12 protein-coding genes are annotated in these 15,757 nt (G+C 73.8%); all 12 read right to left on the bottom strand.

What is annotated here, in order from left to right:
* Nucleotides 1-90 precede the first annotated feature (90 nt).
* The 12 genes from AB0J21_RS29010 to AB0J21_RS28955 all read right to left on the bottom strand — a co-directional run bounded on the left by AB0J21_RS29010 (nucleotide 91) and on the right by AB0J21_RS28955 (nucleotide 15,753).
* Entirely contained in the window at nucleotides 91-3,168 is a 3,078-nt protein-coding gene (locus tag AB0J21_RS29010) for an AAA family ATPase (RefSeq protein ID WP_363149111.1), read from the bottom strand.
* 139 nt (nucleotides 3,169-3,307) lie between these two features.
* Entirely contained in the window at nucleotides 3,308-3,565 is a 258-nt protein-coding gene (locus AB0J21_RS29005; RefSeq protein WP_363149110.1) for a hypothetical protein, read from the bottom strand.
* Between the two features lie 399 nt (nucleotides 3,566-3,964).
* Nucleotides 3,965-4,645: a hypothetical protein gene (locus AB0J21_RS29000; protein ID WP_363149109.1), complete on the bottom strand. Its 681-nt coding sequence runs from the start codon at nucleotides 4,643-4,645 to the stop codon at nucleotides 3,965-3,967.
* A gap of 35 nt (nucleotides 4,646-4,680) precedes the next feature.
* Nucleotides 4,681-5,253, bottom strand: coding sequence for a GNAT family protein (locus AB0J21_RS28995; protein ID WP_363149108.1), 573 nt, complete (start codon nucleotides 5,251-5,253; stop codon nucleotides 4,681-4,683).
* A 359-nt stretch (nucleotides 5,254-5,612) separates the two neighbouring features.
* Nucleotides 5,613-7,127, bottom strand: a complete 1,515-nt coding sequence (gene gatB / locus AB0J21_RS28990; protein ID WP_363149107.1) for an Asp-tRNA(Asn)/Glu-tRNA(Gln) amidotransferase subunit GatB — start codon at nucleotides 7,125-7,127, stop codon at nucleotides 5,613-5,615.
* A 16-nt stretch (nucleotides 7,128-7,143) separates the two neighbouring features.
* Nucleotides 7,144-7,386, bottom strand: coding sequence for a hypothetical protein (locus tag AB0J21_RS28985; protein WP_363149106.1), 243 nt, complete (start codon nucleotides 7,384-7,386; stop codon nucleotides 7,144-7,146).
* Nucleotides 7,383-8,876, bottom strand: coding sequence for an Asp-tRNA(Asn)/Glu-tRNA(Gln) amidotransferase subunit GatA (gatA, locus tag AB0J21_RS28980; protein WP_363149105.1), 1,494 nt, complete (start codon nucleotides 8,874-8,876; stop codon nucleotides 7,383-7,385). The genes AB0J21_RS28985 and gatA overlap by 4 nt, the downstream gene beginning before the upstream one ends.
* Nucleotides 8,877-8,878: 2 nt before the next feature.
* Nucleotides 8,879-9,178, bottom strand: coding sequence for an Asp-tRNA(Asn)/Glu-tRNA(Gln) amidotransferase subunit GatC (gene gatC / locus AB0J21_RS28975; protein ID WP_363149104.1), 300 nt, complete (start codon nucleotides 9,176-9,178; stop codon nucleotides 8,879-8,881).
* A 108-nt stretch (nucleotides 9,179-9,286) separates the two neighbouring features.
* Nucleotides 9,287-11,458 (bottom strand): bifunctional diguanylate cyclase/phosphodiesterase, encoded by a 2,172-nt coding sequence (locus AB0J21_RS28970; protein WP_363149103.1) that lies wholly within the window; start codon nucleotides 11,456-11,458, stop codon nucleotides 9,287-9,289.
* A 208-nt stretch (nucleotides 11,459-11,666) separates the two neighbouring features.
* Nucleotides 11,667-13,922: an NAD-dependent DNA ligase LigA gene (ligA, locus tag AB0J21_RS28965; protein ID WP_363149102.1), complete on the bottom strand. Its 2,256-nt coding sequence runs from the start codon at nucleotides 13,920-13,922 to the stop codon at nucleotides 11,667-11,669.
* Nucleotides 13,923-13,983: 61 nt separating this feature from the next.
* Entirely contained in the window at nucleotides 13,984-14,982 is a 999-nt protein-coding gene (locus AB0J21_RS28960) for a methionine synthase (protein ID WP_363149101.1), read from the bottom strand.
* A gap of 81 nt (nucleotides 14,983-15,063) precedes the next feature.
* Nucleotides 15,064-15,753, bottom strand: coding sequence for an SDR family oxidoreductase (locus AB0J21_RS28955; protein ID WP_363149100.1), 690 nt, complete (start codon nucleotides 15,751-15,753; stop codon nucleotides 15,064-15,066).
* Between the last annotated feature and the right edge of the window lie 4 nt (nucleotides 15,754-15,757).

The raw sequence follows: 15,757 nt of genomic DNA, 5'->3' as shown, positions 1-15,757 counted from the left end.
AGCGTAAGCGAGGCGCCCGGCGAAGGAACCGGTCCTGGCGCGTGAGCCCGGGCACTGCGGGGCGGCCGGAGTCCCGCGGCGGGCGACGGCTCAGGGGGCGGCGCCCGCGGTCCGCTGCGGCCCGGCGGGGAACAGCCGCAGCCGGTGGGCGAGCGCCGCGGCCTCCCCGCGCCCGGTGACGCCGAGCTTGGCCAGGATGTGCGAGACGTGCACACTCGCGGTCTTCGGGGAGATGAACAGTGTCTCGGCGATCTGGCGGTTGCTGCGTCCGGCGGCGACCAGGCGCAGGACGTCGCGTTCCCGGGAGGTCAGGCCCAGCTCGGCGGCCGGTTCGACCGGGCCGGACGGCGGCTCGGCGGCCGACGCGGTCTCGGTGAGGGAGAGGCGGGCCCGGCGGGCGGTCTGCGCGGCGGTCTCGGCCGCGGCCGAGGCGCCCATCGCGGTGGCCGCCGCGTGCGCCTGTCGCAGCAGGGCGAGAGCGGCTGCCCTGTCGCCCTCGGCGAGCTGCGCCTCGGCCAGCCGCAGCCGGACCCGTACGAGGTCGTGGGGGCGGTCCAGGGGCAGCACCGCCGCGTGGGTCTCGGCCCAGTCGGCGGCGGCGTCCGCGCCCCGGGCCCGGCGCAGCTCCGTGCGCACCCACTGGGCGTGGGCCTGCCACAGCGGTACGGGGGTGGACAGCCGGCGGGCGGCCCGCTCCAGCCGGTCGAGGACGGCCGCACGGCCCTGCTCGGCGGCGGGCAGTCCGCGCGCGTCGGCCTCCAGTTCGGCCCCGGCGAGCAGCAGCGGCCAGGCGTAGCGGTGGACGCCCGTCGCGAAACCGGCCTCCAGCGCGGCCAGGACCAGCGCCCGGCCCTCCAGGACGCGGCCCTCCTGGGCGGCGAGGGTGACGGCGAGGGTGCGCGTCGGGAGTTCGCGCTGCGGAGTGTCCCGGCCGCCGCCCGGCGCGTGCTCGCCCGCGGCGTCGATCTCCCGCCGTACCCGGGCGTGGTCGCCCCGGCGCAGCGCCAGTTCGGCGCGCAGACAGGCGGTGAACCCGCGCGAGGCGGTACCGGCACAGGTGCGGTCGGCCTCGGCGAGGGCCTGTTCGGCCTCGGACAGCCGGCCCAGGGACAGCAGGGACTCGGCGAGGTTGTTCCACACGTAGGCGGCGGTGCCCGCGAGCCCGTAGCGGTGGGCGAGTTCGGTGCCCTCGCGCAGCACCTCGACGGCCTCGGCGGAGCGGCCGATGCCTTCGAGCGAGGAGGGCAGGTTGACGTGGACGCGGCCAATGTGCGGGGCGAGTCCGAGGGCCGTGGAGCACTCCTTGACGGCGCGCAGCTCGGCGAGTCCGGCCTCGACGGAGCCGGAGTCCACGAGGAGGCAGCCGAGGGTGGTGCGGGCGTTCAGTTCGGTGTCCTGGGCGCCCACCATGCGGGCGTAGTCCACGGCGCGCTGCGCGGAGGTGAGGCTGTCGGGGCCCGGACTGTGCAGCATCTGCCATCCGGCCACGTGGGCGAGCACGTCGGCGTGCACCTCGGAGGGCGGCAGGCCCTTGACGAGTTCGCTCGCGGTGCGCAGTTCCGCCCAGCCGTCGCCGCGCGCGAGGTTGGTGACGAGCCGGGAGCGCTGGACCCAGAACCAGGCGGCGCGCAGCGGGTCGGCGGCCTCGTCGACCAGGCGCAGGGCGCGTTTGGTGAGGGCGAGGGCGCGCTCGCGCTCCCCGCACAGGCGGCCCGCCTCGGTGGCCTCGGCCAGCACGTCGAGCAGTTCGAGTGCGGTGGTGGCGGGGTCGCAGCCGCACGGCGGGTATGCCTCGGCCATCGGGCTGAGCGCGTCGAGCCGCGGGTGCGGCGCCGCGTCCCACAGCTCCATCACGCGTTCCAGTAACCGTAGTTGCTCGGCGTAGGCGTGGCGGCGGCGGGCTTCCACGGAGGCGTCGAGGACGGCGGGCAGCGCCTTGTCGGGGGCCTGCGCGTGGTACCAGTAGCTCGCGAGCCGGGCGGGGCGCGCGTCGGCGCATACCAGCGCGGGTGCGGACTCGACAGCCTCGGCGTAGCGGCGGTTGATGCGCGAGCGCTCGCCGGGCAGCAGGTCGTCGGAGACGGCCTCGCGCACGAGGGAGTGGCGGAAGCGGTAGCCCTCGCCGTCGTGCGTCGGGCTCAGGAGGTTGGCGCCGACGGCGGCGCGCAGCGCGGCGATCAGCGTGTCCTCGCTCATCGCGCTGACGGCGGCGAGCAGCGGGTGTTCGACGGTCGAGCCGCCCTCGGCGACGAGCCGGGCCACGGTCTGGGCGTCCTCGGGCAGCGCTTCGACGCGGACCAGCAGCAGGTCGCGCAGGGACTCGCTGAGGCCGACGCGGCGGCCCTCGCACGAGGCGACGGTCAGTTCCTCGACGAAGAAGGGGTTCCCCTCGGAGCGGCGGAACACCTCGTCGAGTACGGCCCGTTCGGGGGCGGCGCCGAGGATGCCGGTCATCTGCCGGCGTACCTGCTCGTGGTCGAGGCGGTGCAGTTCGAGGCGGTGGACGGTACGCAGCCGGTCGAGTTCGGCGAGCAGGGGGCGCAGCGGGTGGCGGCGGTGCAGGTCGTCGGAGCGGTAGGTGGCGAGGACGAGGAGCCGGCCGGCGCGCAGGTTGCGGTAGAGGTGGGCGAGCAGGTGCCGGGTCGAGGCGTCGGCCCAGTGCAGGTCCTCCAGGACGAGGACGACGGGCCGGCGCGCGGCGATCCGCTCCAGCAGGGTGACGGTCAGCTCGAAGAGGCGGGCGAGCGCGTCGGGGTGGTGCCCGCTCTCCTCCGCCTCGCCGAGTTCGGGCAGGAGCCGGGCGAGTTCGCCGGTGCGGTCCTCGACGGCCTCGTCGAACACCTCGGGGAGCTGGGCGCGCAGGGCCCGCAGCGCCGCGGAGAAGGGGGCGAACGGCAGTCCCTCGGCGCCGATCTCGACGCAGCCTCCGACGGCGACGACGGCGCCCTCGCGGTCCGCGGCGGCGGTGAACTCCTCGACGAGCCTGGTCTTGCCGATGCCGGCCTCACCGCCGAGCAGCAGGGTCCGCGGCCCGGTGCTCTCCCCGGTCGCGCCCGGCCCCTCGGGCGCGGCGCCGACGCGCCCGAGGGCGGTGCGCAGGGCGTCCAACTCCTCGGCGCGGCCTACGAACACGGGGCTGACGGACTCGATCTTCACGGGACCGAGCATCGCACAGGGGTCCGACAGCGCGCGCGGAATTGTCGGGGGGACGGGGAGGGCCGGGCTGTGCACGGGCGCGGCGGCGCGGCCGGCCGGGGCGGGTGCCCCGGCCGGCGGGCCGGTTCTGTCCATGGCGCGGTCCCGCCGCTCAGGCGGCGCTGGTGAAGCGGCTGCGCCCCCACGTGCGACGCGGGGCCTCGCTCCCTCGTGCGGCTCCGCGCTCGGCGCGGCGGGCGGCTCTGGCCTCGCGCAGCAGCCGCTGGGTGCGGGCCTCCGCCTCCAGCCGTGCGCGGTGCAGTTGGGCCAACTCGTACGCGAACATCTCGGTGTACCCCCGGTGTTGCCTGTGGTGCTTCGCGACTGTCGCGATGTCTCCACCGTGCTCGCGCAGGGGGCGGGGCCGCATCGGGAGGATGACGGGTCCCGGGGAACGCGCCGCCTTACCCGCGCGGGCCGGGGGCCTTAGGGGGTGTCCGTCCGTTAAGGGGGTGTCCGGCGGATCGGGGGCGGGCAGGGCCCGGCGGCCGGACCGGTGCGGTGCAGGGCGCCGGGGCCCAAGGCGCCGGAGCGTCTCGGGACGGGGTCTCCCCTGCCCGAGACGGGGCCGAGAGCTCGGGAAAGGGAGCTGTCGGGGCGTTTCGGCAACGCGGCGTGGAGGTCCTCCCCCGCCCGGAGGCCGGGGGCGCCGTGCGAGGCCTCGCGAGCCCCGGGCATGATCCGCCGGACACCCCTGAAGGGCCGGGCGTGGGGACGCGGGGGTCTTGGGGACTGAGGCCCCGCGCCCCGTACCCGGCGGCGTCGCGCCCTACACCGAGGGGATGCCGAGCACCACGTCGGTCACCTTGAGGACGGCGAGGACCAGCCCGATGACGGCGAGGACGACGCCGCCCCAGGCGACGGACTTGACCCACGGGGCGCTGTCCACGCGTCCGGGGGCGCCAAAGGCCGGGCGGACCAGGACGAAGACCCCGACGAGCAGGGCGACGAGGGCGAACGCGCCGCCGAACCACGCGGTGAGGTGCCAGGAGTCGCCGTACACGCCGTGCAGTTGCTCCCGCACGTCGCTCGCCGACTGCGCCTGCTGCGCGGACTGCGCCTTGAGCTGTCCGACGAGGGACTGGCGGTCACCGGCGACGGTGCCGATCCAGCTGCCGGAGAGGGAGACGAAGCCGAGGGCGGCGGAGACGACGGCCCCGGCGCCGAGCCCGGTGCCCGCGGACCGCGGGGCGACGGGCGGTGCGGCCTCGTCCGGGTCGTTCCCGGCCCGGTCGTCCTCGTCCAGGTCGTCCTGGTGCGTGTCGGCGTCCTGCGCCCCGGCCTCCGTCCGGTCCCCGGGGGCGGCCTCCTCGCGGGGCGCGGTGGGCCCGGCCCCCTCGGCCGCGTCGGTGTCCTGCTGGGGAGGGGTGTCGACGCCCGCCTTGTCGTTGATCTCGGTGTCGGTCTCGGCGCCGCCCGGTGCGGCGCCCGCGGTCGTCTTCGTATCCATGGCCCGCACCGTACGGACGGAGTCTGAGAGGCGTCTTAACGCACGCTGTCCGGCCCGGGGCGGGCGGCGCGCCACTCGGGGGCGAGCACCGACCAGATCTCGGTGTCGTACCGTACGCCGCGGTGCAGGTGGCTCTCGCGCAGGACGCCCTCGCGGGTCATCCCGAGCCGTTCGGCGACCTTGAGGCTCGCCGTGTTGGCCGAGGCGGCAACCCATTCGACGCGGTGGATGCCGCGTTCCTCGACGGCCCAGTCGATCAGGACGCGTACGGCGCGCGTCACCAGGCCCCGCCCCACGCCCCGCGGCTCCAGCCAGCAGCCGACCTCGCAGGTCCCGGCGGCGGCGTCGAAGAGGCGGAACAGGACGCCCCCGACGAGCAGCCCGTCCAGCCACAGCCCGTAGATCCGGCCGCCGTCCGCGGCGCGCTGTTCGGCGTAGCGCCGCAGCAGGGCGCGCGCGGAGTCCTCGTCCCGCACGGCGTCGGCGAAGCCGATGTACGCGCCGATGTAGTCGCGGCCCCGGTCGACGTGGGCCAGCAGTTCGGCGGCGTGCCGGGGTTCGAGGGGGCGCAGCTGCGCCCCGTCCTCGCCGAGGGATCTCGCGGTCACGGTGTTCCTCTCCGATGGGCCCTTTCGGGCGGGGGCGGCCCCGGCGGTGCGCTCAGCTCGTTCCGGACACGCGTCGGTCCGGCTCCGCCGCACTCCCGGGGACCGCGGCGGGCACGATCGTAGACGTCGCGGCGGGCGCGGGGACAGCGTCCGGCACGAGGGCGAGGAGGGTGCGCAGCGAACATCGCGACGCCGCGTCGCCGCTGGACACGGAGGCGGAGATCATGTGCAAGTACGTGTCCCCCGCCTTCGCGCACGGGTACGCCCGGCACGCCGGTTCCGGTCCCGCACACGCGAAAGGGGCGGCGCCCGGTGGGTGTGTCCACCGGGCGCCGCCCCTCGGGCGGTGCGTGAGGCGATCAGCCCTCGCTGACGCCGAGCTTCTCCAGGATCAGCTCCTTGACGCGGGCGGCGTCCGCCTGGCCACGGGTGGCCTTCATGACGGCGCCGACCAGCGCACCGGCGGCGGCGACCTTCCCGCCCCGGATCTTGTCGGCGACACCGGGGTTGCCGGCGATGGCCTCGTCGACGGCGGTGCCGAGCGCGCCCTCGTCGGAGACGACCTTGAGTCCGCGCTTCTCGACGACGGTGTCCGGGTCGCCCTCACCGGCGAGCACACCCTCGATGACCTGCCGGGCGAGCTTGTCGTTGAGGTCTCCCGCGGCGACCAGCGCGGTGACGCGGGCGACCTGCTCCGGGGTGATGGGCAGTTCGTCCAGGACCCGGCCCGACTCGTTGGCGTTGCGGGCCAGCTCGCCCATCCACCACTTGCGGGCCTGGTCGGCCCGGGCCCCGGCGGCGATCGTCTCGACGATCGGGTCGATGGCCCCGGCGTTCAGCATGGACTGCATGTCGTGGGCGCTGACGCCCCACTCCTCGCGCAGCCGGTTGCGGCGCGTGAGCGGCAGCTCGGGCAGCTTCTCGCGCAGCTGCTCGACCCACTCCCTCGGCGGGGCCACGGGCACGAGGTCGGGCTCCGGGAAGTACCGGTAGTCCTCCGCGTTGTCCTTGATCCGGCCGGAGGTCGTGGAGCCGTCCTCCTCGTGGAAGTGCCGGGTCTCCTGGAGGATCGTGCCGCCCGAGGAGAGCACCGCGGCGTGCCGCTGGATCTCGAAGCGCGCCGCGCGCTCGACGGAGCGCAGCGAGTTCACGTTCTTCGTCTCCGAGCGGGTCCCGAACTCCTCGCGCCCGTGCGGGCGCAGGGACAGGTTCACGTCGCAGCGCATCTGGCCGCGGTCCATCCGGGCCTCGGACACGCCGAGCGCCTTGATGAGTTCGCGCAGCTCGGCGACGTAGGCGCGGGCCACCTCGGGGGCCCGGGTGCCCGCTCCCTCGATCGGCTTGGTGACGATCTCGATGAGCGGGATGCCGGCCCGGTTGTAGTCGAGCAGCGAGTGCGAGGCGCCGTGGATGCGGCCGGTCGCGCCGCCGACGTGCTTCGACTTGCCGGTGTCCTCCTCCATGTGGGCGCGCTCGATCTCGACCCGGAAGACCTCCCCGTCCTCCAGCTGGACGTCGAGGTAGCCGTCGAAGGCGATGGGCTCGTCGTACTGGGAGGTCTGGAAGTTCTTCGGCATGTCCGGATAGAAGTAGTTCTTCCGGGCGAAGCGGCACCACTCGGCGATCGAGCAGTGCAGCGCGAGGCCGATCTTGACGGCGGACTCGACGCCGACGGCGTTGACCACCGGCAGCGAACCGGGCATGCCCAGGCACGTCGGGCAGGTCTGCGTGTTGGGCTCGGCACCCAGCTCCGTGGAGCAGCCGCAGAACATCTTGGTCCTGGTGCCGAGTTCGACGTGGACCTCAAGGCCCATGACGGGGTCGTAGGACGCGAGGGCGTCCTCGTACGACACCAGGTCGGTAGTGACGGTCACGGTGAAACTTTCCCTCTCAGCCCAGCAGGACGTCGTCGTCGCCGAGGCGCTTCAGCTCGCGGTAGAGGATGGCCAGCCCGGTGACGATGCCGGCGGCGGTCACCACGGCGTCGACCAGCCGCAGCTTGTCCCCCTCTGTGCGGGCCTTCTTCGCCTGCTTGACGACGTTGATCGCGCCGAAGGCGGTCGTGCCCATGGACACGTAGGTGCCGGTCCTGGACTTCTTGAAACCCTTGGCCTTGCTCAGCGTGTTGCTCACAGCGACGGTGCCTCCTCAAGAAGTGGGTGACCCCAGCGTTCCACGAACGCGGCCTCGACGGCGGCTCCGACCTTGTAGAGCCGCTCGTCCTTCATGGCGGGAGCCACGATCTGGAGGCCCACCGGCAGCCCGTCCTCCGGTGCGAGACCGCAGGGCAGGGACATGGCGGCGTTGCCCGCCAGGTTGGTGGGGATGGTGCACAGGTCCGCGAGGTACATCGCCATCGGGTCGTCGGCGCGCTCGCCGATCGGGAAGGCGGTGGTCGGCGTGGTCGGCGACACGATCACGTCGACCTGCTCGAAGGCCTTCTCGAAGTCCCGGGTGATGAGGGTGCGGACCTTCTGCGCGGAGCCGTAGTACGCGTCGTAGTAGCCGGAGCTGAGCGCGTACGTACCGAGGATGACGCGGCGCTTGACCTCGTCGCCGAAGCCCTCCTCGCGGGTGATCGCGGTGACGTCCTCGGCGGAGCGGGTGCCGTCGTCGCCCACGCGCAGTCCGTAGCGCATCGCGTCGAAGCGCGCGAGGTTCGAGGAGCACTCCGAGGGCGCGATGAGGTAGTACGCCGACAGGGCGAGGTCGAAGGACGGGCAGTCCAGCTCGACGATCTCGGCGCCGAGTTCCTTCAGCAGCTCCACCGACTCGTCGAAGCGCTGGAGCACTCCGGCCTGGTAGCCCTCGCCGCGGAACTGCTGGACGACACCGACCCGCAGTCCGCTGACGCTGCCGTTGCGCGCGGCCTCGACGACCGGCGGGACCGGCGCGTCGATGGAGGTCGAGTCGAGCGGGTCGTGCCCGCCGATGACCTCGTGCAGCAGGGCCGCGTCGAGGACGGTGCGGGCGCAGGGGCCGCCCTGGTCGAGCGAGCTGGAGAAGGCGACCATCCCGTAGCGGGAGACCCCGCCGTAGGTCGGCTTGACGCCGACCGTGCCGGTGACGGCGGCGGGCTGGCGGATCGAGCCGCCGGTGTCCGTGCCGATGGCCAGCGGCGCCTGGAACGAGGCGAGCGCCGCGCTGGAGCCGCCGCCGGAGCCGCCCGGGATGCGGGTGAGGTCCCACGGGTTGCCGGTCGGCCCGTACGCGCTGTTCTCGGTCGAGGACCCCATGGCGAACTCGTCCATGTTGGTCTTGCCGAGGATGACGACGTCGGCGGCCTTGAGCCGCTTGGTGACGGTCGCGTCGTACGGCGGGATCCAGCCTTCGAGGATCTTGGAGCCGACCGTCGTGGGCACGCCCTCGGTCGTGAAGATGTCCTTGAGCGCGAGCGGGACGCCGGCCAGCGGGCCGAGCTTCTCGCCCCTGGCGCGCTTCTCGTCCACGGCGCGGGCCTGCGCGAGCGCGCCCTCGCGGTCGACGTGCAGGAAGGCGTGGACCTTCTCGTCCACGGCCTCGATGCGGGCCAGGTGGGCCTCGGTGACCTCGACGGCCGTCAGCTCGCCGGAGGCGACCTTCTCGGCGGTCTCGGCGGCGGTGAGCTTGATGATCTCCGACATGCTCAGCTCTCCTCACCCAGGATCTGCGGCACCTTGAAACGCTGCTGCTCCTGCGCGGGGGCCCCGGAGAGCGCCTGCTCGGGGCTGAGCGAGGGACGGACCTCGTCCGCGCGCATGACGTTGGTCAGCGGCAGCGGGTGGGAGGTCGGCGGTACGTCTTGGTCGGCGACCTCGGAGACGCGGGCGACCGCGCCGAGAATGTCGTCGAGCTGTCCGGCGAAGTGCGCAAGCTCTTCGTCCCTCAGCTCCAGACGCGCCAGCCGTGCGAGGTGGGCGACCTCCTCGCGCGTGATGCCAGGCATGCGGCGATCCTTCTGGGGGTTCGGTGTGTGGGCTTTCGCCCAATCCTATGGGGCGGGCGGGGCGACCGGTTACGGGGTTTCGCCCACCCCTCCCGGGGCACTCGCGGGCTACCCCACCCGGTCGGACTTCCGCTGCCATCCGCGGGCCCCCCGCGCCCGCAGCCAGGCCGTCGCCTCCTCCTCCGGCATCGCGGCGGAGACCAGCCATCCCTGGACGGCGTCGCAGCCCAGGTCGCGCAGGCGTTCCCAGGTCTCGTCGTCCTCGACGCCCTCGGCGACGACGACGAGGCCGAGGGAGTGAGCGAGGTCCACGGTGCAGCGGACGATCTCGGCGTCCTCCGCGTCGACGGCGAGGCGCGCGACGAAGGAGCGGTCGATCTTCAGCTCGCTCACCGGCAGGCGCCGCAGGTGGACGAGGGAGGAGTACCCGGTGCCGAAGTCGTCGAGGGACATCTTGACGCCGTGGCCGGTCAGCCCGGCCAGGGTCTCGGCGGCGCGCTCCGGGTCCTCCAGCAGGACGTGCTCGGTGATCTCCAGCTGGAGCGCCCCCGGCGGGACCCCGTGGCGCGCGAGCCGGCCGGCCACCGCGCCGGCGAAGCCGGGGGTGTGCACGTCGCGCGGGGAGACGTTGACGGCGACGGGCACGAACAGGCCCTGGGCGCGCCAGCGGGCGACCTGGGCGAGCGCCGTCTCCAGCACGTACTCGGTGAGGTACGGCATCAGCCCGGACGTCTCGGCGATGGCGATGAACTCGTCGGGCGGCACCTTGCCCCGCTCCGGGTGCACCCAGCGCACGAGCGCCTCCAGGCCGGCGACCTGTCCGTCGAAGCGGACCTTCGGCTGGTAGTGGAGTTCGACGTCGCCCGCGTCGAGGGCGCGGCGCAGATCGCCGAGCAGGCCGAGCCGGTCGGGGGTGTTGGAGTCCCGTTTGGACTCGTAGACCTCTACGCCGGTGCGGTCGCGTTTGGCCTGGTACATCGCGACGTCGGCGCGGCGCAGGAGCCCCTCGGCGTCGAGTGCGTGGTCGGGGTAGACGGCGACGCCCGCGCTGGCCTCCAGGACGAGGGTGAGCCCGTCGAGGTCGAGCGGGGAGCCGAGGTCGCCGACGAGGGACCTGGCCAGCCGCTGCGCGGAGGTCGTGGAGTCGGCGACGGGCAGCAGGACCGCGAACTCGTCGCCGCCCAGCCGGGCCACCTCCGCCCCGCGCGGCAGGGCCAGCCGCAGCCGGTCCGCGATCTGGAGCAGGAGCCGGTCGCCGGCCAGGTGTCCGAGGGTGTCGTTGACGGAGCGGAAACGGTCGAGGTCGATGAGGACGAGGGCGGAGCGCACCCCGTCGCGTCCCGCCTCGTCGAGGGTGGTCCAGATACGTTCCTGCAGCCACTGCCGGTTGGGCAGTCCGGTGAGCGGGTCGCGCAGTTGCTCCTCGGCGCGGGCGCGGGCCATCCACAGCGTGGAGTCGAGCGCGAACAGCGGGATCGCGAACAGCGGCAGCAGGACGGGCCGGGCGGTGGCGACGACGCAGATGAGCGGGGCGATGCCGAGGAGGGCGACGCCGAAGAGGAGCTGGCGGGCGAGCGCGGTGCGCGCGGCGGTGCGCGGGGCGGGCCCGTGCGGGGCGTGCACGCCCCACAGCAGGGCCCGGCTGACGAGGAGGTAAGTGAAGGCGACGAGGAGGAGTTCGGGCACGGTGTAGGGGTCCCAGGTCGCCGGGGACCAGGGTTCCTCGACGGTGGGGACCTCTCCGCACAGCGCCAGCGCGAGCGCTCCCGCGCCGATGCCGAGGATGTCGACGGCGCCGTGCAGGACGCCCTGGCGCCAGCGCTTGCGGCGGGCCGCGCCGACGATCACGAGGACGGTGAGGCTCACGAGGACGGCGGGCAGCCAGCCGTACAGCAGCAGGACGGCGAGGGTGAGGGCGGCGCCGGAGCCGGTGCCGCCCCACCAGCGGTCGCGGCCCAGGGCGACGAGGTGGCCGACGATCAGCCCGGTGAGCACGGCGAGGGACCAGCCGGCCACCGAGCCGGGGAACAGGCCGTGGCGCGCGCCGAGGGTACGGACCACTCCGGCGCCCAGGAGGGCCGCGGCGAGGGCGACCACGACGAGGGGCAGGGCGGGTGGTGGCCCGCCGCGCTCCCCCGGTCCGGCCCCCGCTCCCCGGGACGGGGGGAGCCGGTCGGGGAGCGCCGGGCCCATCCGCCCGGTACCGCATGCCCACAGGGCCCGCACACCTCTGCGCAGCCGCAGCCAGGAGACTGGGGCGACGCTCTCGGTCGGTTCCATTCCCGTCCCTCTCACAGCCGGCGGTAGCCCGTACCGCGGCTCGAAGCCTTCAGCGCCGCGTCCGAAACTCCACCACACGGGAGTCCACCGCAGGCGCACCTCCCAACAGTAGGCCGCAGAAGGCTTCCTGGGGCAGGCGTAGCGGAGGGTTGCCCGAATGCGCCCCGGCCACCCGGATGGTTCTGGTATGCGGCCTACGGGCGGTGTCTCAGCCCTCCTCAGCAGGGGGAAGGGCTGCTTCCGCGGCCGCCTCGGGGCCCTGGTCGAGGAGGATCGCGAAGCCTTCCTCGTTGAGGACGGGGACTTTCAGCGACACGGCCTTGTCATATTTGGAGCCGGGGTTATCGCCCACAACGACAAAAGACGTCTTCTTCGAAACCGAACCCGTCACTTTTGCGCCACGGCTCTCCAGGGCCTCCTTGGCGCCGTCCCGGGTGTGGTGCTCCAGGGTGCCGGTGACGACGAGGGTGAGCCCTTCGAGGGGACGCGGGCCGCTGTCCTCGTCCGCCCCCTCCTCCTCCATGCGGACCCCGGCGGCCTTCCACTTGCGCAGGATCTCGCGGTGCCAGGGCTCGGCGAACCACTCCTTGACGGAGGCCGCGATGATGCCGCCGACCCCGGTGGTGTCGGCGAGTTCCTGCTCGTCGGCCTGGTCGATGCGGTCGATCGAGCGGAACGCGCGGGCGAGCGCGCGGGCGGCGACGGGCCCGACGTGCCGGATGGAGAGACCGGTGATGATCTGGGCCAGCGGGCGCTGTTTGGCCGCCTCGATGTTCTCCAGCATCGACAGGGTGTTCTTCTTCGCCTCGCCCTCCTTGTTGGCGAAGAAGGTGACGACCTTCTCCTCGCCGGTGTCCGGGTCGCGTTTGGGCAGACCGGAGTCGGGGTCGAGGACGTAGGAGCGGATCGGCAGGAGCTGTTCGACGGTCAGGTCGAAGAGGTCGCCCTCGTCCTTCAGCGGGGGTTCACCCGGTTCGAGCGGCTGGGTGAGGGCGGTCGCCGCGACGTAGCCGAAGTGCTCGATGTCGAGGCTCTTGCGTCCGGCGAGGTAGTAGATCCGCTCACGCAACTGGGCGGGGCAGGAGCGGGCGTTGGGGCATCGCAGGTCGATGTCGCCCTCCTTCATGGCCCGCAGCGGGGTGGCGCACTCGGGGCATTCCGCGGGCATGACGAAGGCGCGTTCGCTGCCGTCGCGCAGGTCGGCGACGGGGCCGAGGATCTCCGGGATGACGTCCCCCGCCTTGCGCAGGACCACCGTGTCGCCGATCAGGACACCCTTGGCCTTGACGACCTCCTGGTTGTGCAGGGTCGCGAACTCGACCTCGCTGCCGGCCACGGTGACCGGTTCGACGACCGCGTACGGGGTGACCCGGCCGGTGCGGCCGACCCCGACGCGGATGTCCACCAGCTTGGTGTTGACCTCCTCCGGGGGGAACTTCCAGGCGGTGGCCCAGCGCGGGGCCCGGGAGGTGGAGCCCAGACGGCCCTGGAGCGGGATCTCGTCGAGCTTGACGACGACCCCGTCGATCTCGTGCTCCACGGAGTGCCGGTTCTCGCCGTAGTAGCGGATGAACTCCCGTACCGCGTCGAGGCTGTCGGCCACCTTGTTGTGCCGGGCGGTGGGCAGGCCCCACGCGTTCAGCAGCCCGTAGGCCTGCGAGAGCCGGTCGATGGCGAAGCCCTCGCGGGCGCCGATGCCGTGCACGACCATGTGCAGCGGGCGGGTCGCGGTGACGGCCGGGTCCTTCTGGCGCAGCGAACCGGCCGCCGCGTTGCGCGGGTTGGCGAAGGGCTTGTCGCCGGCCTCGACGAGCCGGGCGTTGAGCGCCTCGAAGTCCTCCATCGGGAAGTAGACCTCGCCCCGGATCTCGACCAGGGCGGGGACGTTCTCGCCCTGGAGGCGGGCGGGGATGTCGGAGATGGTGCGGACGTTGGGCGTGATGTCCTCGCCGACCCGGCCGTCGCCCCGGGTGGCGGCGCGGGTCAGCCGGCCGTTCTCGTAGGTGAGGTTGACGGCGAGGCCGTCGACCTTCAGCTCGCACAGGTAGTGGTATCCGGGGGCGCCGATCTCCTTGGCGAGGCGCTCGGCCCAGGCGGCGAGCCCCTCGTCGTCGAAGACGTTGTCGAGCGAGAGCATCCGCTCGCGGTGCTCGACGGAGGCGAAGGGGGTGAACCCCTCGTAGGCGCCGGAGACCTTCTGGGTCGGCGAGTCGGGCGTGCGCAGCTCCGGGTGGCGCTCCTCCAGCTCCTGGAGGGTGCGCAGCAGCCGGTCGAACTCGGCGTCGCTGACGACCGGCTGGTCCTTCGCGTAGTACCGGAAGCGGTGCTCCTCGACCTGCTGGGCGAGGCTGTTGTGCTCCTCGCGCGCCTCGGCCGGCACCGAGGACCGCCCCGGCCCGGCCGGACCGGTGTCCGGCGCGCCGCTCGTCGCCACGTCCGCGCTTTCCTGTTCCTCGCCTGCCATCGCCCGTCCTCCCGTTGTCGCCTTCGTCCCGTTCGTCACCCTGCTCGCGGGGCCCGGCCGGTCACTCCGGGTGGTCCGCGAGCGAACGGGCCGCGCGGGCGCAGTGCGCCATCGCCGCCCGTGCGTACGCGGGTGAGGCACCCGCGAGTCCGCAGGACGGGGTCACCACGACGGCCTGCGAGAGGATCGCCGGTGACAGCCCCAGCCTGCGCCACAACGCCCTGACCCCCATGACGCTACCGGCAGGGTCGGACAATGGGCTGTCAGTGCCGGGCACGACACCGGTGAGCAGCCGGGTGCCGGACTCGACGGCCTCCCCCAGCACCTCGTCGTCACGTTCCGTGAGCAGCGAGAAGTCGAAGGAGACGGCGTCCACGCCGGCCCGGCGCAGCAGCGCGAAGGGCACGTCGGGGGCGCAGGAGTGGACGAGCACGGGGCCGTCGTGGACGGCGAAGATCTCGCGCAGCCCGGACTCGACGAGCTGGCGGTCCACGGCGCGGTAGGTGCGGTAGCCGCTCGCGGAGCGCACCCGGCCGCTGAGCACGGCGGTGAGCGAGGGCTCGTCGAGCTGGAGGACGACGCGGGCGCCGGGGATGCGGCGGCGCACCTCGGCGAGGTGGGAGCGCAGCCCCTCGGCGAGGGAGGCGGTGAGGTCGCGGGTGGCTCCGGAGTCGGAGAGCGCGGCCTCGCCGCCGCGCAGTTCGAGGGCGGCGGCGAGCGTCCACGGGCCGGTCACCTGGACCTTGAGGAAACCCTCGTAGCCCTGGGTGAACTCCTCCAGGGCGTCGAGGTCCTCGCCCATCCAGGAGCGCGCCCGGCGGGTGTCGCGCCCGGGGCGGTCGCTGATCCGCCAGCCGCTGGGCTCGACGTGGGCGTACAGCTCGGCGAGCAGGCCGATGGTGCGGCCGGTCATGTCCGCGCCGGGCCCCCTGGCGGGCAGCTCCGCGAGGTAGGGGAAGTCCTCGAAGGAGCCGGTGGTGGACTTGGCCGCCTCGCGGGCGTCCGTGCCGGGGAGGGAGCCGATGGCTGTCGCTGCGGGCCAGGGGGTGGGTTCAGTCACCCGGTAAGGGTAGGCCGAGGCGTCGGGCGCCATCGCCCGACGTACGGGCCGCGCCCGGTGCCCGTTCGCCGGGCCCGCCGGTCAGCCTCCGGGCCGGACCGTCACGTCCGTCATCGTCGCGTCCGCCGGGAGGTCGAGGGCGGTCAGGACGGCGGTGGCCACCGAGTCGGGGTCGATCCACGCGGAGGGGTCGTAGGGCTTGCCCTCCTGGTGGTGGATCTTGGCCTGCATCGGGGAGGCGGTGCGCCCCGGGTAGACCGTCGTGACGCGCACGCCGTGCTGCTTCTCCTCGCCGCGCAGCGAGTCGGCGAGGGCCTTGAGGCCGTGCTTGGACGCGGCGTAGGCGCCCCACTCGGGGCTCGCGGAGAGTCCGGCGCCGGAGTTGACGAAGACGACGGTGCCGCGGGCGGCGCGCAGCTGCGGCAGGAAGTGCCGGGTCAGCTCGGCGGGGGCGAGCAGGTTCACGTTGAGCTGGTGGCGCCAGGTCTTGGGCGTGGTCTCGGCGACGGTGCCGAGGTCCACGACGCCCGCGACGTGCAGCAGCGAGTCGACCCGGTCGGGCAGGCTCTGGTGCGAGAAGGCCCAGGAGAGCCGGTCGGGGTCGGAGAGGTCGCCGACGAGGGTGCGGGCGCCGGGCAGCCCGGCGACGAGTTCCTTGGCGCGTCCGGCGTCGCGGGCGAGCAGGACGAGCTCGTCGCCGCGCTCGTGCAGGCGGCGCGCGAGGGCGGCGCCGATGCCGGAGCCGGCGCCGGTGATCACATGGGTAGCCATGGGT

The organism is Streptomyces sp. NPDC049954, from assembly GCF_040656295.1.
Classification (GTDB): Bacteria; Actinomycetota; Actinomycetes; order Streptomycetales; family Streptomycetaceae; genus Streptomyces.
The sequence above is the reverse complement of the archived record's forward strand: the minus strand, read 5'-3'. Positions and strand labels throughout refer to the sequence as shown.